Raw genomic sequence first — 21,122 nt, forward strand, 5'->3', positions numbered from 1 at the left:
CCTCATTCTAAAGGTGTTATTCACTATAAAGCAAGAACGCGTTTTGAAATTGATCCTGTTTTAGTTTTTCAAGTACTTGCTGAGCTTGCTCAGCATTTTTAATTGGCCCTAAACGCAGCCTATAAATAGCATCTTTTTCCACAATATTAGTGGGTAATTGATATTGCTGGCGTAAAGTGTACGCTAATGCTTCAATATTTTTTAAGGTACTGCCTGCAGCGACTTGAATATAACTCAAACGCGCAGTCGAATCGGCCATTGTAATAGCTTCAAGCTTAACCTTGGCTGTACCATGATGATAGTAACCAAGTTTATACGCTGCTGCATAGGATAAATCGATTAAGCGATCATCATGAAATGGGCCACGATCATTTACACGGACAATCACAGATTTGCCATTACTGGTGTTGGTTACTTTTACAAAGCTAGGCAAGGGTAACGTTTTATGAGCGGCAGTCATCGCAAACATATCGTAGACTTCGCCATTTGAGGTGTGATAACCATGAAATTTACGGCCATACCATGAAGCGATACCTTCTTCGCTATAACCAGTTTCATCTAGCATCGGAGTATAGTTTTTGCCGTTAACTGTGTAAGCGCGCCCAGCACTGGCACTTTTGCTAACCTCTGTGACTATGGCATCTTGCATTTCTAATTCAGTGGGTACTCTCAGTGGTGCAGAATCATGGCGCATACTATACCGGTCACTGTGATTTATACCTGAAGAGCTACAGGCACTTAAAAAAACCACTAACCACAAACAGCTGAATAATTTTAAACAGTAGCGCATTATTTTAACAGCATCCTTTTATCAGTTGCGATAGACATAATAATGCCAAACCCGGCCATTAAAGTGACCATCGACGTACCGCCATAACTTATCAATGGCAATGGTACACCCACCACAGGTAGTAACCCTGATACCATGCCAATATTTACAAATACATAAACAAAAAAAGTCAGCGTGAGTGCCCCTGCCAGTAATTTACCAAATGCATCTTGAGCATTAACTGCGATATACAAACCGCGACCAATAATAAATAAATACATGGACAATAAAACACATACACCAAAAAGGCCAAATTCCTCACTAAGTACTGAAAAGATAAAATCAGTATGGCGTTCAGGTAAAAACTCTAATTGTGATTGCGTGCCTTGCAGCCAACCTTTACCTTCAATACCACCAGAGCCGATAGCTATTTTTGATTGGATAATATGATAACCAGAGCCAAGAGGATCGCTTTCTGGATTGAACAAAGTTAGTACCCGCTGTTTTTGATAGTCATGCATACCGTAATGCCAAAAAGGCCATGCAGCTAAAGCAACCAAAGCGCTTAAAAAGCCGATTAATCGCCAGCTTAAACCAGACAAAAATAATACAAAGATCCCTGAACTGGCAATTAAGATGGAGGTACCTAAGTCGGGCTGTTCTTTGATCAGGAGTGTGGGAACCATAACAATGGTAAAACCAACAACTAAGTGCAGTGCTCTTGGCGGCAAATGATTACGGCCAATATACCAAGCCACCATCATAGGCACGGCTATTTTCATTAATTCAGCAGGTTGAAAGCGGGTAATGCCTAAATCTAACCAGCGCTGAGCGCCTTTGGAGCTGACGCCAAATAACAGCACCCCAACCAGCATCATTAACCCAACACAATATAAAGGAATAACTAAACGCTTTAAGGTCGCGGGTGAAAATTGCGCTAAAATAATCATACCTAAAACAGCGCCGCCCATCCTAGTAATATGACGGATCATCATTGCAGGGTCTTGACCACTGGCGCTATAAACAACGGTTACACTGCCTGCCATCATTAATAGCAATGCCAGCAGTAGCGGCAAGTCAAGATGCATACGCATCCAGATTGAACGGCCATCATGCAAACTGGTCATGGTGTGTTATTCCTAGCAAGATTAACGGGATTTGCGGCAAAGTAGTAATCCATTAGTTGGCGAGCAATTTGCACACCGCCATGATTGTTTTCTAGAACAACAGAAACAACGATTCTGGGATCCTCATAAGGTGCAAAGCCTACATAGATAGTGTTATCACGTTGACGCCCTTTGAGGGATTTTGCATCGTATCGCTCACCTTGAGCAATACTGACTATTTGTGCGGTGCCTGTTTTACCTGCTGAATCGTAATTTGTTCCTTTAAATGCTCTGTGTGCAGTACCTGAGGTTTTTTGAACAGTGTTATGCATAGCATCTAATGCGACCTGCCAATGGCGAGGATCTTTTAAAATAACGGGTGGCTTTTCTTCATTATTGATCTGTGTGACGTCATTGTCTTTTTTTACAACTTGTACTAAGTGTGGAGGGTGATTAACGCCACGATTTACTAATATATTCATCGCGTTTGCGATTTGTAGGGGAGTTGCGGTCCAATAACCTTGGCCAATGCCAACAGAGATAGTATCGCCGCGCCACCATGATTCTTTAAAACGGCCTTCTTTCCATTCTTTTGATGGCAAAATAGCCGTGGTTTCTTCATGAATATCAATACCGGTTAAATCACCGTAGCCAAACTGTGCCATAAAATCACTGATTTTGGTGATCCCTAATCGATAAGAAACATCATAAAAATAGGTATCACAAGACTCTTCAATGGCTTTGTAAACATCAACATGGCCATGGCCCCAACGTTTCCAATCTCGCCACTTATGATCAACATTCGGAATTTGGAAGAAACCAGGATCCCACATTGACGTTTGCTCGGTAACGAGACCTTCTTCAAGGGCCAGAACAGCCATGTGAGGTTTTACCGTCGATGCTGGCGCATAACGCCCTTGTGTGGTTCGATTGATTAGAGGTCGGTCAGGATTTAATAAGGCTTTGTAGTTTTTACTGCTAATGCCGTGAACAAATAAGTTCGGATCATAACTGGGATTGGAATAAAGCGCCAACACGCCTCCGTCTTTGGCGTCCATGACGATCACAGCGCCACGCATATCTTTAAGTGCATGTTGGGCAATTTGCTGCAAGCCAACATCAAGAGTAAGAACAAGATCATTACCCGGCTGCGGAGGAGTCATACTTAAGGTGCGAATGACGCGACCACGATTATTGACTTCAACCCGCTGCGAACCTACTTGGCCATGCAGCAGTTGTTCATAATATTTCTCAATACCGAGTTTACCAATATCATGGGTTGCACGGTAATTAGTACCTTGCTCTTGTGCTTCGAGCTGAGCCAGTTCTTTTTTATTGAGTTTAGCAACATACCCTAACGCATGAGTTAGGGTGTCTGCAAACGGGTAGTAGCGTGCCAAACGTGCTTCGATACTAAACCCTGGGAATTTATGCTGATTGACCGAAAAACGGGACACTTCTTGTTCGTTTAAACGTGCTTTTAATACTTGACTCTTAAAGCGACGGTTATGTTTTATATCATCAAGAAAATCGTTTTTTTGTTGCTCTGAAATATCAATAAATTTTGTCAGTGCTGACAGTGATGCATCAAGATCGTCAACTTCTTCAGGAATAACTTCTAAATTGTAAACAGGCTTATTTTCAGCGAGCAACACACCATTGCGGTCATAAATAAGGCCTCGGTTAGGAGCAATAGGAATAACTTTAATGCGATTGTCGTTAGAACGTGTTTGATAATCTTGGTGATCATCAACTTGAATGGTATATAAATTGGAAAGTAAAACCGCGACTAAAATAGTAACAAATACAAACCCCACAAAGGCGCGACGAGCAAATAGGTTAGCTTCTGCTGAGTGGTCTCTAATTGTGGGTCTGTGTTTGCGCATGAGTAAATGTTACTCGCGGTGATACGGGTGGTTATTGTTTAAGCTCCAGCCTCTATATAGACTTTCAGCAACAATAATACGCACCAATGGATGTGGTAGGGTCAAATTTGATAATGACCATTTTTGCTCTGAGGCAGCAATACATTCTGGTGCTAAGCCTTCAGGGCCGCCAATTAGCAAACTTACATCGCGGCCATCCAGTTGCCACTTCTCCATGTCTTTTGCTAATTGGTGAGTATCAAGCGCTTTGCCTGTTACCTCAAGCGTAACAATACGATTGCCTTTAGGGATAGCGGCTAAGGTTTTTTCGCCTTCAATATGCAAGATTCGTTTGATATCTGCATTTTTACCACGTTTACCTGCGGGAATTTCAATTAACTCCAGCGCCATATCTTTTGGAAAGCGGCGCTGATATTGTGCAAAACCCGTTTCTACCCACGCTGGCATTTTGGTGCCAACGGCAATCATCTGTATTTTCACGTGTTACATCCAAACTCGATTAAAATTAGTGAGCGGTTAGCTTGATATTAGCTCCATAGTTTTTCGAGGTCGTAATAGCTACGTGCTTGATCTTGCATTACGTGTACGATTACATCGCCTAAATCAACCAGTGCCCATTCACCATCGCTTTGGCCTTCATACCCTAGAGGCTCTTGACCTGCGTGACGAGCTTCTTTTGCTAAATGATCAGCAATTGACAATACATGACGTTTCGAAGTACCAGAGCACACGACCATAAAATCGGTGATGTCTGAGCTTGCGCTTACATCAATATTAACCACATCACGTGCTTTCATATCGTCAATTTCGTCTATTGCAAAGGCGAGTAGTTGTTTCGTATCCAAGGTGTTATCTCATTTAAAAGTGAATAGCTGTTATTTTATCACGCAACTGGTATTTATTCATCACTTAGATAAAGTTGCTGTGATTGAATATACTGACTCACGCCAGTAGGAAGAAGTTCATTGTAATCTATGCCATTTTTAATCGCCTTGCGAATATCGCTTGAGGCAATAGCCATTTCTTCGCCAGCTAAAAAATATAATTTTCCACCAGCTTGCGTTGTAAGCTCTGCGCTATTGCTACATTCTGCGGCTTGTTGGTATGCGAGTAACTCGCCATGGGCAGTGAATTTTAGGCCCGGGCGTTGAAATACCACAATATGACAAAGCTGAGTAATTGTTTGCCACTCAAACCATTTATCTAAGTTATTAAACGAATCCATGCCAATTAAAAATAATAATGGTTGATCTGGAAATTGTATGCGGATCTCTTGCAGGCTTAATAATGAATATGACGGGCCACTGCGATTGAGTTCGCGTAAATCGAGTTGAAAATATGGGTAAGGTGCAATCGCAGCATTGAGCATTGTGATGCGATGCTGCGTACTTATCCCAGGTGCAGTCTTATGAGCTGGAATAGCACATGGCATAAAGTATAAAGTTGTTAAATTGAAATGCTCGACACAATGCTTAGCCATATTGATATGGCCTAAATGAACGGGGTCAAAAGTCCCACCAAACAGTGCAATCATCATAAACGCCTAATAATTAGTTGAGCGGATGCGCAGGCAAAGGAAACGTCAATGGTTGGCAAAATACTAAACAAATATGTGCTAATGCTTGATACGGTTTGACTAAATTACCTTGCTTATAACTGGCATCAAATTGTGCGAGCAACTGGGTGATTTGCTCTAAAGTATGTATCGACAAACGATTAAGTGCTTGTTGAATCGGCCCTTGCTGATTTTTCCAGATGGCTTTTTGTTTAAATAGCGTTGCCAGTTGTTCACCTTGTTGTAAGCCTAATTGTAGGCTTAGTAAGGTATTTGCTTCTTTAGTAATGGTCCATAAGATACTCACAGCTTCAGTGTTATCGCCAGCGAGTTTATTTAATACTTTAATTGCTTGGTGACTATTACCTTGTAGCAGTGCATCACTTAAATCAAAAATATCAAACTTGGCTTGATTAAGTAGGCCTTGTAAAACCTGCTGTTGATCGATCATAGCAGTGCCATGCAATAACGACAGCTTTTCGAGCTCTTGAAAACACGCTAACAAATTACCTTCAGTAGCATCAATTAGGGTGCGTTTGGCATCTGCTTGCATATTGATTTTTAAGCGCTGGCACTGCTCATCAAGCCAACGGCTTAAATGATTGCCGGTCAGGGGGTAGCAGGGTACAAATACGCCCAGTTTATCTAACGACTTAAACCAAGCACTGCGCTGAATATCTTGACTGGCCTTGGCCCCTTTTACAATAAGTACGGTGTCGGGGTTGTTTAGTGCTACGAGCTGTTTAAACGTTTGGCTACCAACAATACCTGGCTTTTGAAAATTAAGGTCTAGCTCGATTAAAGTACGAGCACTAAATAACGACATACTTTGATATTGCGCTATTAGCTCTTGCCAATCAAAACCGGGCATTAAGGTAAATTTAACAACCTCATCAAAACCTTGCTGTTTCGCAATCTGACGAATTTGTTGAGCGCATTGTGCTACTTGAAAGGGTTCTTCACCAAATACTAAATAAAAAGGCTGTAAGCCTTTTTTTAATTCATTGGGTAATTGATTCGCATAACAGCGCATTATAGTTGCGACAGCTCTCTAACAATACGACGACTAGCTTGCATGCGAATTTCATTCAATAGCAACTCTAACTCTTTTGCTTTTGCTAAAGCGTTATCAGGGTCGTCTTGATAATTACGATAAAGCTCAAAACGTTGTTCAATTGCTTCTTTGCCAGGGCGCTTGAGTAAGTAGCGAACACTATAAGCTAACTCGTACTCGGCAACCTGACCATTTTTAAATAATGATAAGGTTTGACGTTCAAGACGATCTTTATATAAATACAGCTGAGCGACGTTTTTCTTAGGCGTGTCGAGTAACTCAACTTTGCTCAATGTGAGTTCTTTGCCAAGCATCGCAAATAACGCTGATTTTTCATCATCACCGTTTAAAGTTAAGGTGGCCAAGTCATCAGGCAGACTTGAGGCTTTTTTAAGGTGAAAGCCGCAGCTAGATAACAAAAAACAGACTAGCGCTAAGGCTAGTCCGTTTTTAATGGCATGAATAGCAGCCATAATTAGTTAGCAACCACGTTAAGTAGTTTACCTGGTACGTAAATAACCTTACGGATTGTTACGCCATCAGTGAACTTAGATACGTTAGGTTCAGCAAATGCTAGTGCTTCTACTTGCTCTTTAGTAGCATCGGCTGGCACCGTTAATTTTGCGCGTAGTTTACCGTTAACTTGCACGATGATCAGTTTTTCATCTTCAACAAGGGCAGACTCATCAACTACGGGCCAAGACGCATCTAAAATATCGCCTTCTTTACCCAATTCTTGCCACAATTGATGTGACAAATGCGGCGTAATTGGTGCAAGCATAATTAGCAGCGCTTCAAGCGCTTCGTTGGCAATCGCTACATCTTGTTTGTCAGCTAAAGGTGCTTTTAACAATTTGTTTGAGATTTCCATGATTGCCGCAATGGCAGTGTTGAATGTTTGACGACGTTCAACATCATCAGTCACTTTTGCAATTGCTTTGTGCAGCTCACGACGAAGCACTTTTTGCTCGTTGTTTAATGCTGATTTGTCTAATGCTTGGAAACCAACAGTGTTTACATCAACCGCATATTTCCATACACGTTTAATGAAACGATGTGCCCCTTCAACACCTGAATCAGACCATTCAAGCGTTTGCTCTGGTGGTGCGGTAAACATCATAAATAAACGTACCGTATCAGCGCCGTATTGAGCGATAACTTGTTGCGGGTCGATACCGTTATTTTTTGATTTAGACATTTTGCTCATGCCTGATGAGAATACTGGCTCGCCGTCAACTTTATGCCATGCTTTAGTCACGCGGCCTTTGTCGTCGGTTTCAGTATTTACATCACTAGGGGAAATCCAAATGTCGCCACCTTTTTCATCTTTACGATAAAATGTTTCGGCAAGTACCATGCCTTGGCATAATAAGCGGTCAAATGGCTCATCTGAATTAACTAAGCCAAAATCACGTAATAATTTATGGAAAAAGCGCGAGTACAATAAATGTAAAATAGCGTGCTCAATACCACCAATGTATTGGTTTACTGGTAACCAGTAGTTTGCCGCAGCTGGATCTAACATACCTTTGTCATGGCGTGGACTACAGTAACGTGCGTAGTACCAAGATGATTCCATAAACGTATCAAAGGTGTCAGTTTCATGAAACGCAGGAGCGCCATTAACCGTGGTTTTAGCCCATTGTGGATCTGCTTTGATTGGCGATGTTACACCGTTCATTACCACGTCTTCTGGTAAGCGCACCGGCAGCATATCTTCAGTCGCAGCAAGTTCGTTACCGTTTTCATCGCTTAACATTGGGATTGGTGAACCCCAATAACGCTGACGGCTAACACCCCAATCACGTAAACGGAAGTTTACTTTACGCTCACCAACACCCAGTGCTTCAAGTTTGTCGGCAATAGCCTTAAATGCGCCATCAAAATCAAGGCCATCAAATTCAGCTGAATTTACCAGCACACCTTTTTCAGTGAATGCCGCTTCATTTAGGTTTACTTCAAGATCTGAACCTGCGACAGGTGCAATGACTTGTTTGATGTCTAAACCGTAAGCGGTAGCAAATTCAAAGTCCCGTTGGTCGTGCGCGGGTACGGCCATTACAGCACCTGAGCCGTAATGCATTAATACAAAGTTGGCAACCCAAATTGGTACTTGCTCACCGGTAAGTGGGTGAGTAGCAAAAAAGCCCGTTGCGATGCCTTTTTTCTCCATCGTCGCCATATCTGCTTCAGCTACTTTGGTGTTTTTGCATTCATCAACAAAGCGTGCCACAGCGTCGCTATTTTTAGCTGCTTCTTGTGCGATAGGGTGTCCGCCTGCAACAGCAACATAAGTCACACCCATAAAGGTATCAGGGCGAGTGGTATAAACACTGAATGTTTCGTTGTTATCGGTGCGTTTAAACTCAATATCTAACCCTTCAGAGCGACCAATCCAGTTGCGCTGCATGGTTTTAACTTGCTCTGGCCAATCTTCTAACTTGTCTAAGTCGTCAAGTAGCTCTTGCGCGTAGTCAGTGATTTTAATAAACCACTGTGGAATTTCTTTTTGTTCAACTACAGCACCTGAACGCCAACCGCGACCATCAATAACTTGCTCGTTAGCAAGTACTGTTTGGTCTACTGGATCCCAGTTTACCGTTGACATTTTTTTGTACACTAGGCCTTTTTCGTAAAGCTTAGTGAAGAACCACTGTTCCCATTTGTAATATTCTGGATGGCAAGTTGCGATCTCACGATCCCAGTCATAACCAAAACCTAATTGCTTAAGTTGGGTACGCATGTAATCGATGTTCTCGTAGGTCCATTTTGCTGGCGCAGTTTTATTTTTAATTGCCGCATTTTCAGCCGGTAGACCAAACGCGTCCCAACCCATAGGTTGCATTACGTTTTTGCCTTGCAAGCGTTGGAAACGAGAAACAACATCACCAATCGTGTAGTTACGCACATGACCCATGTGGAGTCGGCCGCTTGGGTAAGGGAACATAGAAAGGCAATAATACTTTTCTTTGCTCTCGTCTTCAGTGGCTTTAAATACTTGGTTTTCTTCCCAGTAGGCTTGGACTTTTGACTCTATGTCTTGCGGGTTATATTGCTCTTGCATCTACGGTTCCAGACTTCTTGCAAACTAATAAAAAATTGCCGTTAGGATACCCCAAAAAAAGCACTAATCACAGCGTCAAATCAGTGGATTTTATATGAAATTAGTTTTCAGGGCAGGTTAACCTATACTTGTGTAAGGTATAGGTTCGCTAAACACAGTTCTGAAGGAGTAAACAATGGCTGATTATAAGACGTGGTTAACAGATTTGAGCACATGGTTGAAAGACGTAAAAGATCATGAGCTAAAAGATGCGATGGATAAGTTTATTGAATCTGAACAAGCGCTAAAAGATTTAGGACAAGAAAAATTAACTTTATACAGTGAATATTTAAAGCGCGATATTGAACACATCCAAGAGCACGATCAACACTATGGTTCCCTTGCATGGCAAGAGCTTAAAGAGTCTTTGTGGTTTGAACTTTCACATATCGAAGACAAAACTCAACTTGAGTGGCAAGCATTAAATCAAGATTTTAAGCACAATGGGGTATATCACCAAGGCGAATGGATAGCCATGGGCACATTAGTATGTAAGAATTGCCAATATAGTTATGATATTTACCACGCTACGCAAATTACAGCGTGTTCGCAATGTGATGGTATCTACTTTAGCCGCAAGGCACTACAACCTTAAATAGTTAGTGAACAGTGCCTTTTAGTGCACTGATGCCACCTTACAAAATCAACGAATATGTTGGTATAAAAAGAAGTTAGAATGACGAAGAAACTGCTGCCTTTATCTGTGTCGGCCCTTGCGCCGACAATTTCACTTAATCATGTACAAACGTGCATGAACAATCCATATCCTGAAACCTTGACTTTCATCGGTCAACAGCGGGCGCAAAGTGCGCTTGATTTCTCGTTAGGGATGGAATTACCTGGTTACAATGTGTATGTAATGGGGGAGGCCGCGCATGGTCGGTTTACCTTAGTCAAAGATAAACTTCAAGCACACAGCAAAGGCCGGCCAACACCAAATGAGTGGTTATACGTTAATAATTATGACGACCACCGCGAGCCTATCGCAATGTTTTTACAAGCAGGTCAAAGTAAACAGTTAGCTGATGATATTGACTCATTTATTGATGAAGTACTCGACACCTTTCCTGCAGCGTTTGATAACCCAGCGTACCAGCGTAAAAAGAAAAAAATCGACCGTGAATTTAACGACGCTTACGATAGCGCAATTACTGCTGTGGAAATTGCCGCGCTTGAGCAAAGTGTTGCCTTAATTGAAGAAAAAAGTGTGGTTGGATTTGCCCCGCTGATTGATGGCAAACAACTAAGCGATGCTGAATTTGCTGAGCTTGATGATGAATTGCGTGAACAATTTTATGAAGTAATTGAAAAACTCGAAGATGCACTCATTGAGGCACTGATTGAGTTGCCTCGTTGGAAACGTGAATCATCTGAAAAACTCCGTAATTTAAAAAAATCCACCGCAGAGCTGGCTACTAAGCCATTACTAAAAGATCTTGAACATAAATATGCTGCGCACATTGGAGTATTACGCTATCTAAAAGACATCCGCGTGGAAATTATTGATGCGGTACTTGAGTGGCTCGATGATGAAGATGTTAGCGACGAAAACAAAGAAGATTTTGACCGTAAAGGGATGCTTACCGACTTTTTTGCACCTAATATTTTAGTTGAATTTAAAGAAGGTGATGCTGCCCCTGTGGTGTATGAGCCAAATCCTACCTTTGGTAATATTTTTGGCAAAATTGAATATGCTACTTCACAAGGCTCATTGATCACCAGTTATCGATCGATTCAGCCGGGGGCACTGCATCGCGCTAACGGTGGTTATTTGATTATGGACGCTGAAAAAGTGATGGCTAATCCACAAGTGTGGGATGGTTTAAAGCTGTCATTAAAAACTCATCAAATCAAAAATGATTTACCGTATCAAGATAGTGCTGTTGGCAGTAGCTTTACCTTGCGTCCACAGTTGATCCCGCTTGATGTAAAAATTATTTTACTCGGCTCGCGTGAGTTGTATTACACCATCGGTGAATATGACGAAGAGTTTGCTGAGCTGTTTAGAGTGTTAGCCGATTTTGATTATTACCTGCCAAGCAGTGATAAATTACAGTATCAATTTATCACTAAAGTGATTGAGTACTGTGAGCAGACGCTAAAGTGTAGTCTAACTGAGTCAGCGATGGCACGATTACTGAAATTTAGCTACCGCCAAGCAGAACATCACAATAAGCTTTCAGCTCGTTTTGCTGATGTGTTAGAGCTAGTGGCAGAAGCCAGCTTTTATACCAAGCAAGATAACTTAACTTTAATTGATACCCATCATATTGATGAAGCGATTGAAGGCAAGCAATATCGTACTGGGCAAATTAGCGAAAATATGCTCAGCGATATCAAAGAAGGGCATACCTTAATTGCCACCGACGGTCATGCTGTAGGTAAAGTAAACGGTTTAACAGTATTACACATTGGCGATACTTCTTTTGGTACTCCGGCACGGATCACCGCCACGGTTTACGCTGGTGCGGATGGGGTAATTGACGTTGAGCGCGAAGCTGAGCTGGGTAAAGCCATTCACTCCAAAGGTGTCATGCTACTGACGGGCTATTTAGGTAATAAATATGCGCAGCAATTTAGTTTAACGCTCAGTGCTAATATCGCCATTGAACAAAGTTATGGCTACATTGATGGCGACAGTGCGTCATTAGCTGAGTTGTGTGCGCTTATTTCTGCAATTACTAGCTTACCTATTAGCCAGTCAATTGCACTGACTGGTTCAATTAACCAGCACGGTGACGTGCAAGCCATTGGCGGTGTAAACGAAAAAATTGAAGGGTTTTTTAAGCTTTGCAAAATGCGTGGTTTAACGTCTGCGCAAGGAGTAATAATTCCTAAATCAAATCAAGTAAACTTAGTGCTTGATGACGAGATCCTCAATGCAGTAGAGCTTGGCAAGTTTCATATTTATGCAGTTGAAACGGTTGACCAAGCGCTTAATTTACTGATGGATATTGCAGCAGGCGAGTTGAGCGACGGGCAATATCCTGAAAACTCAGTTAACGGCATTGCCTTAGCCCGTTTAAGTGAAATTGCAGATATCGTTAATGGCGATAACGACGAAAAAGAACACGAGAAAGAATAATCATGATCAACATTATTTTGGCGATTATCATCGCCATTTTATGCTTTTTGATTTTTCAAAATAGCAAAAAAGTAAAGCAACAAGCGGTCGCTAATGCGCAAATCGAAGCCGACTTTTTAGTGGCAAACAGCAAGGTTGAAGGGGTTATTGAGACCGCATCTGGTCTGCAATATAAAGTTGTTAGCAGCAGTGGTAGTGAGGCAAGACCAAGCCCAACTAGCATGGTGAATGTGCATTATCACGGTACTTTGCTAGATGGCAGTGTATTTGACAGTTCTGTTGAGCGTAATAGCCCAATCAGTTTTGGTTTAAATCAGGTAATAAAAGGCTGGACTGAAGGCTTGCAACTGATGAGTGAAGGCGATAAATACACCTTTTATATCCCTCATCAATTAGCTTACGGTGAAAAACGTGTTGGCAGTATTCCTCCAGCCTCTTTACTTATATTTGAAGTTGAATTACTTAAAGTAGAGTCTTAGTTGAAAAAATGGCGAAATAAATACATTCGCCATTTTAAACAACTTTTACATGGCTTCTAGCTTGATACCACGTGTTTCTTTTATATATTTAACAATAAAAAATACGCTAATAAAGGCCGAAATAGCATAAAACCCATAGGCACCAGCTAAACCAATACTACCGAGCATAATCGGGAAGGTCATGGTAATTGTAAAGTTGGCAAGCCATTGCGCACTTGCTGCAACAGCTAAAGCAGCCCCTCGAATACGATTATTGAACATTTCGCCTAATAGTACCCATACAACAGGTCCCCAGCTTAAGCCAAAAAATACCACAAAGAGATTAGCCATGATAAGTGCAAACGTGCCCATACTGTCAGTTAATGCAAGTTTACCTGCCGCATCGAGGCCTGCGCTACCAAAGGTATAAGTTAATGCACTTAAACTAATAAACATACCAATACTACCTACTAGTAATAATGGTTTTCTGCCTACTTTATCGATAAGCGCAATTGCTATAAAAGTAGATAAAATATTGGTAGTACCCGCTAATACATTGATGAATAAAGATTGTGATTCATCAAAACCCGCTGCTTGCCAAAGCTCAGAGCCGTAATAAAAGACCACATTAATGCCTACAAATTGCTGAAAAACAGACAAAGCGATACCAACCCATACGATTGGGTGTATTTTCTTTTTACCGTCAATAAATAAGTCACGAATACTTGGTTTTTTATCGCCATGAAGTGACTGCTTAACATCGTTTATTTGTGATTGGGCATCATCATTGGATATTTTTTTAAATACAGCTTTGGCTTTTTCTAATTGGCCTTGGGCAACTAAATAACGCGGCGACTCTGGTATAAATAATACTCCCAACAGAAATAATCCTGCAGGTACAAGTTCTGCCCAAAACATCCAGCGCCAAGCCGCCAGCTCAAGAATAAAAATACCTTCAGCGCCGTTTGCCGCCGAAGCGATCAGGTAATTACTTAAAAAAGCAGCAAATAAGCCAAGTACAATCGCTAATTGTTGCAGTGTTGCTAATCGTCCACGCAAAGCCGCAGGTGCGACTTCAGCAATGTAAGCGGGTGCCAATACAGATGCAGCGCCAATACCGAGACCACCAAATAGACGATAAAAAATAAATTCAGCGGAGCTGTCTGCAATGCCTGAACCAAACGCGCTAATGGCAAATATTACTGCAGTGATGATCATAATTGAGCGGCGACCAAATTTATCAGCAAGCGGGCCCGCAATCAGCGCACCAAGAGCACAACCCAGTAAAACCGACGCAACATTAAACCCTGTTGCGACGCTGCTTGAGTTAAATGTTTTGCCAAGCGCCGACACAGTTCCGTTGATAACCCCGGAGTCAAAGCCAAATAAAAAGCCACCAATTGCTGCAACGCCAGATATAAATATAACGTAAAGTAGAGAATCGGTGTTTGTTGATAAAGAGTGATTCGGGCTATTAATCTTGCCCGACGATAAAGGTGTTGTCATGGTGATATACCTGGTTATTGTTGTAACGAATTATATAGTAGTGTGAGGCGACGCATATTTTAACATGATTTTATCGGGGCTGACTCTTTCATAACTAATATTAAAGTTATTATTAAGCACTTCGAGTAGACCTTTAACGTCGCCAGTTTTGAACATGCCTGCAACGTGTACTTGCTTCAAACGTTCGTCATCAGTATGTATAGCTATAGTGGCTCAAAGTTATGTTGCAGTCTTTGATGCTAAAATATTTGCTTTTAGAGTTTAACCATTAGTAGCTTCCTAGCATTTGGGTAATAACAAAGGGTAATATTTTTGGAGAAGAAAGCTAAAGTCTTATTATTTTGTGCCGATATTATTACCAGGATAATTTTAAGGATGAAATATGAAGATCTTACCTGTTATTACTATTCCTGAAGCTCATGGGTTTCAAAGTAAATACGAAAAACGACTTGAAGAACAAGCAGCGCAAACAGAACAGCCTGAATATATTTTGTCTGAGTTTTTAGATGCTAAAGCGCAAGAGTATAGCGAAGATGATGTGAATTTTGCTGAACAGTATAACAATTTACAAAAAGTGTATGAAGATTTCGCTCAAAAGATCATCGTGCTACAAGAACAAATTAATAAATTAAAACAAGATCCAATTCAGCGAAATCTCAAGCTTGAAAGCCACAATAGCAACTTTATACAGCTGGAAAAAAATACCGAAGCGCAAAATTTAAAAATAGATCCTGAGCATACTGGTGCGAAAAAATACCGAGATTCTCAACAGCAAGAGCAAATTGATATATTAGTTCAGCAACTTAATGAGCTAAAGTCCAACCACGCAGAAATAAAGAAACAGATGATAGAAATGGTTATCACAGAACTTAAAAAGCGAGGTAACGAAGAATATGATTTTAAAAAATAATTTTAATATTTCCAATATAGCAGCTTAATTTACGCTATTTAAGCTCAAAGTTAATATGCGCTAATTCAAGTTTAAAATTACCTTGCTGCTTTTTGGCGATCATAAGGCCCAATTGTTGTACATCTTTGAACGTTAACTCTGGTTGCTGCTCTAAGGTTTTACCACGGTAAGTAAGACTAAAGTCAGTTGGTGAGAATGTAACGACTTGCCATTGATCTTTTAATGTTGCAAACGAAGCAGTAAACGCTGGCCCATCTAGGTACTGACTCGTTCTTAAGCGAAGTTGATACGTTTTACCATCTCCTTTGAACCGTAAAGATATGAGATTGGCGTTTTCTTTATTAGTGTTTATTGTTGTGCGTATTGAAGCAAAGCCTCCATTATTTTCAAAAGAAACGTTGCCTGTAAAAATTAAGCTATTGTCCTTCTCATAAGCTTGGCTGGTCGATAAACCGCCCATTACTGAGTCATTAACTATTTGCCAGTGCAGAATTAAATCGCCGGAACCTGATAGTAAGGGCAAACTAGTTGTAGGGTTTGTTTTCATTTTTTATCGCAAAGCTTTGTGTTATAGATAAGCTCAATAATACGTATGTTCAGATAAATTGATCACTTTTTTAAAAATAGGGAAAGCATGAATTCAGATAAATTTTTTAAATGGGTATGGAACTTAAATGGAATTATTTTATTAGTCGGGGTTTTAATTGCTACTGCGTTAATTTCAGTCCAACTTGTTACAACAGTATTTAATGATAACGACGTTGAGCCACCGGCATTAAATTTAGCAGATGACAAAAACGAAGAAGAAAAGTGGCGTTTGGGCTACCCGCGAAGAGTAGGAGAAACGGACTTTTATTATATAGAGCTTGAGTCTGAAAAGTTAACGGTTGAAGCCGATACCGAACGTGGGTTAGGGCAAGTTGTAGAAAATTTTAGTGGTTCCTCTTATTATAAAAATAGGCCAACACGGTCAAAAAATGTGATGTTTATCAATGGTAAAACAAACTATGCAAATTGGCTTTTTGATACGACAGATCAGTTGATCACTGATATTTCTCCATTGTATTTATCTGAATTTGATTCGCAGTCAAAAGCGGCGGGTATTGCCTATCATGTTATTAAAAACGACACAAATAACGACGGCCTTTTAAGCAACGAAGATAAAAGCACTTTTGCGTTAAGTAAAATTGATGGCAGTGGTTATAGCGAGGTTCTCACAGGCTACGACCGCATTCTTGAGCATGCTGTTAATGAGCAAGGCAATTTGTTTATGTTGTTTATAGACAATGCTGAAGTGTTTTCAATGCTTGTTGATTTAACTACTTTTAAAGTGATTGATAAAAGGCAGCTACTTAAAGTCGGAGGACTATAACTATTACTCATGAGTATTATTTAACCTGACCTCTGATTAAGAGAATTACTAAGACACTGATTATAAATATTGTTCAGGTTATTTACACTCTGTTACAGTTATTTGCCGAACAAAGCTGCAATCCATTTTTATGTTGTTATGATGATATAAAATAACAACATAAGGATGGTTAAGTTGAAATTACGTACTTTTTTAACCGCAATAGCGATTGCGGTTGCGCCTACATTCTCACCCATGGCCGCGGCTTATGATACTCAAGATACGCGATTATTGCGTTTCCCTGATATTCATAAAGAGTCGGTTACTTTTGTTTATGCCGGTGATATTTATATAGCAAATATCAAAACGGGTAACAGCACGCGCTTAACAGATCACATTGGTTTTGAAACATTCCCTAAGTTTTCTCCAGATGGGAAAAGGATCGCTTTTTCAGCACAGTACAATGGTAGCCGCCAAATATATGTAATGAATCGCGATGGCAGTGATCTAAAACAGCTGACTTACTATAACGATGTTGGTGTGATGCCGCCTCGTGGTGGCTATGATTATCGTGTCCTTGATTGGACGCCTGATGGTAAACATATAGTGTTTCGAGCAAACCGTACACCTTATGGTAAGCGTGTGGGACGTCCTTACATGGTGCCTGCCGATGGTGGCTTAGAGCAGCCATTGGCCATACCTGAAACGGGTGGCGGCATGTTATCGCCTGATGGTAAGCAATACGTATATACACCAATTGATCGCGAGTTTCGTACCTGGAAGCGCACGCGAGGGGGCCGCGCACAAGATGTATGGATCTATGATTTAGAGCACAACAAGTCTACGCAGTTAACTACCGATAAAGCCACAGATCAGCAGCCTACTTGGGTGCATGATAATATTTATTATGTCTCAGACAGAGCATACACTTTAAACTTATATAAGCATCAAGACGGTAAAGCACCAGTGAAAGTGACCAATCACACGGATTTTGATGTGCTTTGGCCATCGGCAGGCCCAGATGCCATAGTGTATGAGAATGGTGGTTATTTATACCGTTTTGACGATGCAACGCAGCGTGAAGAAAAGCTGACTATTAACGTACAGGGAAATCGTGAATATACCATGCCTTATAGCAAAAATGTGGCTGGCTTTATTGATTCGATGGATGTATCCCATGATGGTAAGCGTGTGGTTTTTAGTGCCCGCGGAGAGCTGTTCTCAGTACCCGTTAAAAATGGCCCAACACGCAATTTAAGCCATACGCCTAAAGGGCGTGAAATTGCCGCTTCGTGGTCACCAAATGGCCGTTATATTGCGTATATGAGTGATGAAAGTGGTGAGTACGAAATTTATATCCAAGACCGAGCTAATAACAACAAGGTTAAACAACTGACAACTAATGGCACTATTTGGCGTTTTGACCCTGTTTGGTCTCCGGACAACAAAAAGCTATTGTTTGCAGATCTAAATCACACCTTATGGTGGCTTGATATAAAAACCGGCAAGCAGCATAAAATTGATACCGCCAAGTATGAAGAAGATGGCTTAACTACGTATATTTGGTCACCTAATAGTGAAGATGTTGTATTTGTTAAAAATAACGAAAATCGTTATGCCTCATTATGGCATTACAATTTAAAAGACAAACAAGTTACACGTCTGACCGACGATATGAGCAGTGAACGAAATCCTGCGTTTTCTCCTGATGGTCAGCAATTGTATTTTACTTCAGAGCGCGACTTTAACTTAACTTTTAGTAGTTATGAATTTGACTACATGTTTAATAATGCCACGCGAATTTATGCTGTTGCTGTCAATAGCAAAATTAAACCGCTGAATGCGCCACTGACTGATGAAATAAGTATTGTTGACTCGAAAGCGAATAAAGACGATGACAAGTCAGCTAAACCGCTAAGCACTTATATTGAAAGTGATGGTTTTATGGACCGCGTTGTCGCTCTAAATGCTCTGGCCGGAAATTACAGTGCTTTAACTGCTGTAAAAGATGGCGTATTAACACTCTCTGCGGGTGAGCTAAAATTAATACCTATTGCCGTCGATGGCGAAATTGCCACCGTAGCGAAGGGGGTTAATAGCTATAAAATATCAGCGAATGCGCAGCATATCATTGCTCGCTCAGGTGATAATTACAGTGTAATTAAGCCAGCCGCTGAGCAAGATTTAAAAGCCACCCAGTTAGACTTGCAAAATATGATACTAAAAATTGACCCGCAAACAGAGTGGGCGCAAATGTATCGTGAAGGCTGGCGGACATTACGTGATTGGTTCTACGATGAAAATCACCACGGCCAAGATTGGGATGCTATTTTAAAACGCTACCAACCAATGGCTGATGCAATCGCACATCGCGCCGACCTTGACTATGTGCTAAGCGAAATTGCCGGCGAGATTAACTCCGGGCATATTTATGTCAACTCTGGCGATATGCCAACTGCAACACGTTTACAGCATGGTTTATTAGGCGTAGAAATTAGCGCGCATAAATCCGGTTTTGTAAAAATCGAAAATATCTTTAAAGGTGAAAATTGGCACGAAAACTTCCGTTCACCACTCAACGAGCCGGGCGTTAACGCAAGCGTTGGTGACTATATTGTTGAGGTAAATGGTCGCTCAGTAAAAGATGTGATTAACTTTTATGAATTACTTGAAAACACCCAAGGTAAATCGGTTGAGTTATTGCTTAGTAAATCCCCGAGCCTGAAAAAAAGTTGGAAGGTAACAGTTAAACCAATCGCAAGTGAAACCGGCTTACGTTATTTACAATGGACGCATAGCCGTGCTGAATACGTCGATAAACTATCCGACGGTCGTATTGGTTATGTACATTTGCCAAACACACATTACGAAGGTAATCGTTCGTTATTTAAAAACTTTTTACCGCAAACTAGCAAAGAAGCAATGATCATAGATGATCGCTACAATGGCGGTGGTTTTATCCCAGAGCATATGATCACTTGGCTGGCACGCAAACCGCTTAACTACTGGAAGCGTCGTGGCGTTGAGCCAACTAAAACACCACAGTTTGCCCATGATGGACCAAAAGCCATGCTGATCAACGGCTACTCAAGTTCAGGTGGTGACGCACTACCGTATTACTTCCGCCAAGCAGGTTTAGGTAAACTAATTGGCACTCGCACTTGGGGTGGGTTAATAGGTATCTCTGGTAACCCAGGACTTGTGGATGGTGGTTCAGTTATTGCTGCCACCTTTAGAATACTCGATAATGACGGTAACTGGATCATCGAAAATGAAGGCGTAAGCCCAGATATCGAAGTGATTGACCGTCCAGAGCTTATTCAAGCTGGGCAAGATCCGTCGATTGAGCGTGCCGTACAAGAGCTGTTAAAAGAGCTTAAGGCAAACCCGAAAAAAACCTTGATTGTGCCGCCAGCTCCAACAGAGTTTGGTAAGTAGTAAGGTTAATAGGTATTAATAACTGAGCCAGCATTTGCTGGCTTTTTTATAGCTTTTTGCGCTGAAGTTCGTATTTAAATTTGCCGGTCGCCATTTATGGCGAAAAGGAACGTATAAAATACGTACTGAAGTTTAACTGTTAAATAGTTCATCTAATCTAAAATATTCAACACCATCACCTGATTGTTTACTGATATTACACATTTTTAAGGCAACTTGTTTGCCCGTGATAGGGCGATACTTTCTTAAACCAGGTAGCATACATAAAATTGGTAACAATACACTGCCAAGCTTTTCACCAATACGAAATTCGTTATTACGCTCGCCAAGTAATAACGATGGCTGAATAATACTAATGCGTTTAAATGGCAGTTCTTTGACAGTATTGTCAAGTTCACCTTTCATTTGTAAATATGTGTTACCACTATTGGCATTTGCACCACTGGAGGATATTAGCAAGTAATGGTGTACTTCGTGTTTTGCAGCAAGTTCAGCGACTTTTAACTGATAATAAAAATCAACCTTACGCTGAGCGGCAATAGAGCCAGCGGCTTTTTTGGTGGTGCCTAAACATGAAAATAATATATCCGCTTTAAAAAGCGCAGCGTGTTGAGCTAAATGGTTAAAGTCCACTACATGATTAACGACTTTGTCACTGTTATAACTAATAGGGCGACGCGTTAGGGTTATAACTTTACTGATATGAGTTGCCATAATTAATTCTTCAACTAAGTGACTGCCCACTAAGCCAGTTGCACCGACAACAATAGCTACATTACTCATACATTCTCCTTTGATAGCCCTAGCAAATAGCCAAAGTATGTTGTAACCATTGTTATGGATCGTTACTTGTATAACAACCTTTTAGATTATTCATAACAAAGAACACAAGATTAATAGT

Annotated in this window: 18 protein-coding genes; 6 read left to right on the top strand and 12 right to left on the bottom strand. The window is 40.9% G+C overall.

All coding sequences use genetic code 11. The features are described 5' to 3' along the window. Nucleotides 1-16: 16 nt before the first annotated feature. The 9 genes from H5232_RS05630 to leuS are packed head-to-tail and all read right to left on the bottom strand — an operon-like array spanning nucleotide 17 to nucleotide 9,434. Entirely contained in the window at nucleotides 17-790 is a 774-nt protein-coding gene (locus tag H5232_RS05630) for a septal ring lytic transglycosylase RlpA family protein (RefSeq protein ID WP_182718130.1), read from the bottom strand. Continuing rightward, nucleotides 790-1,896, bottom strand: a complete 1,107-nt coding sequence (gene rodA, locus H5232_RS05635) for a rod shape-determining protein RodA (protein WP_182718129.1) — start codon at nucleotides 1,894-1,896, stop codon at nucleotides 790-792. Before rodA ends, H5232_RS05630 begins: the two co-directional genes overlap by 1 nt. Then, entirely contained in the window at nucleotides 1,893-3,761 is a 1,869-nt protein-coding gene (mrdA, locus tag H5232_RS05640) for a penicillin-binding protein 2 (protein WP_182830630.1), read from the bottom strand. Before mrdA ends, rodA begins: the two co-directional genes overlap by 4 nt. Before the next feature lie 9 nt (nucleotides 3,762-3,770). Next, complete coding sequence (rlmH, locus tag H5232_RS05645; RefSeq protein ID WP_145240546.1) at nucleotides 3,771-4,241, bottom strand: 23S rRNA (pseudouridine(1915)-N(3))-methyltransferase RlmH; 471 nt, start codon at nucleotides 4,239-4,241, stop codon at nucleotides 3,771-3,773. Between the two features lie 47 nt (nucleotides 4,242-4,288). After that, nucleotides 4,289-4,606, bottom strand: coding sequence for a ribosome silencing factor (gene rsfS, locus H5232_RS05650; protein WP_182830631.1), 318 nt, complete (start codon nucleotides 4,604-4,606; stop codon nucleotides 4,289-4,291). A 53-nt stretch (nucleotides 4,607-4,659) separates the two neighbouring features. Next, nucleotides 4,660-5,295, bottom strand: a complete 636-nt coding sequence (nadD, locus tag H5232_RS05655; RefSeq protein WP_182740492.1) for a nicotinate-nucleotide adenylyltransferase — start codon at nucleotides 5,293-5,295, stop codon at nucleotides 4,660-4,662. 16 nt (nucleotides 5,296-5,311) lie between these two features. Beyond that, nucleotides 5,312-6,349 (bottom strand): DNA polymerase III subunit delta, encoded by a 1,038-nt coding sequence (holA, locus tag H5232_RS05660; RefSeq protein WP_182740488.1) that lies wholly within the window; start codon nucleotides 6,347-6,349, stop codon nucleotides 5,312-5,314. Then, nucleotides 6,349-6,843 carry an LPS assembly lipoprotein LptE gene (gene lptE, locus H5232_RS05665; RefSeq protein WP_145240554.1) on the bottom strand — a complete coding sequence of 165 codons (495 nt, stop codon included), beginning with the start codon at nucleotides 6,841-6,843 and terminating at the stop codon, nucleotides 6,349-6,351. The genes holA and lptE overlap by 1 nt, the downstream gene beginning before the upstream one ends. 2 nt (nucleotides 6,844-6,845) lie before the next feature. Beyond that, nucleotides 6,846-9,434 (bottom strand): leucine--tRNA ligase, encoded by a 2,589-nt coding sequence (gene leuS / locus H5232_RS05670; protein WP_145240556.1) that lies wholly within the window; start codon nucleotides 9,432-9,434, stop codon nucleotides 6,846-6,848. Between the two features lie 175 nt (nucleotides 9,435-9,609). Here leuS and H5232_RS05675 point away from each other — a divergent pair, with 175 nt between their 5' ends. From H5232_RS05675 to H5232_RS05685, 3 genes are all read left to right on the top strand, one after another. Beyond that, nucleotides 9,610-10,068 carry a zinc ribbon-containing protein gene (locus H5232_RS05675; RefSeq protein ID WP_145240558.1) on the top strand — a complete coding sequence of 153 codons (459 nt, stop codon included), beginning with the start codon at nucleotides 9,610-9,612 and terminating at the stop codon, nucleotides 10,066-10,068. 81 nt (nucleotides 10,069-10,149) lie between these two features. Next, nucleotides 10,150-12,558 carry a Lon protease family protein gene (locus H5232_RS05680; RefSeq protein WP_182740487.1) on the top strand — a complete coding sequence of 803 codons (2,409 nt, stop codon included), beginning with the start codon at nucleotides 10,150-10,152 and terminating at the stop codon, nucleotides 12,556-12,558. Between the two features lie 2 nt (nucleotides 12,559-12,560). Continuing rightward, the gene (locus tag H5232_RS05685; RefSeq protein ID WP_149980730.1) at nucleotides 12,561-13,037 is read left to right on the top strand and encodes an FKBP-type peptidyl-prolyl cis-trans isomerase; all 477 of its coding nucleotides are present in this window, start codon (nucleotides 12,561-12,563) and stop codon (nucleotides 13,035-13,037) included. A gap of 45 nt (nucleotides 13,038-13,082) precedes the next feature. Here the strand turns inward: H5232_RS05685 and H5232_RS05690 are convergent, their stop codons facing one another. Then, a complete protein-coding gene (locus H5232_RS05690) occupies nucleotides 13,083-14,522 on the bottom strand; it encodes a sugar porter family MFS transporter (protein ID WP_220491345.1) in 1,440 nt (479 codons plus the stop codon). Between the two features lie 382 nt (nucleotides 14,523-14,904). Between H5232_RS05690 and H5232_RS05695 the strand changes: the two genes are divergently transcribed. Further along, nucleotides 14,905-15,432: a hypothetical protein gene (locus H5232_RS05695; protein ID WP_145240584.1), complete on the top strand. Its 528-nt coding sequence runs from the start codon at nucleotides 14,905-14,907 to the stop codon at nucleotides 15,430-15,432. A gap of 34 nt (nucleotides 15,433-15,466) precedes the next feature. Here the strand turns inward: H5232_RS05695 and H5232_RS05700 are convergent, their stop codons facing one another. Next, nucleotides 15,467-15,979, bottom strand: coding sequence for a CIA30 family protein (locus H5232_RS05700; protein WP_182718119.1), 513 nt, complete (start codon nucleotides 15,977-15,979; stop codon nucleotides 15,467-15,469). A gap of 87 nt (nucleotides 15,980-16,066) precedes the next feature. Between H5232_RS05700 and H5232_RS05705 the strand changes: the two genes are divergently transcribed. Both H5232_RS05705 and H5232_RS05710 read left to right on the top strand, forming a co-directional pair. After that, entirely contained in the window at nucleotides 16,067-16,804 is a 738-nt protein-coding gene (locus H5232_RS05705; protein ID WP_182830632.1) for a hypothetical protein, read from the top strand. Nucleotides 16,805-16,969: 165 nt separating this feature from the next. Next, the gene (locus H5232_RS05710) at nucleotides 16,970-20,221 is read left to right on the top strand and encodes a S41 family peptidase (RefSeq protein ID WP_182767666.1); all 3,252 of its coding nucleotides are present in this window, start codon (nucleotides 16,970-16,972) and stop codon (nucleotides 20,219-20,221) included. Nucleotides 20,222-20,353: 132 nt separating this feature from the next. Here the strand turns inward: H5232_RS05710 and H5232_RS05715 are convergent, their stop codons facing one another. Then, nucleotides 20,354-21,004 (bottom strand): NAD-dependent epimerase/dehydratase family protein, encoded by a 651-nt coding sequence (locus H5232_RS05715; RefSeq protein ID WP_182740485.1) that lies wholly within the window; start codon nucleotides 21,002-21,004, stop codon nucleotides 20,354-20,356. Nucleotides 21,005-21,122 lie beyond the last annotated feature (118 nt).

Origin of the sequence: Pseudoalteromonas sp. SG41-5, from assembly GCF_014164495.1 — a bacterium.
In the GTDB taxonomy this organism is placed as follows: domain Bacteria; phylum Pseudomonadota; class Gammaproteobacteria; order Enterobacterales; family Alteromonadaceae; genus Pseudoalteromonas; species Pseudoalteromonas rhizosphaerae.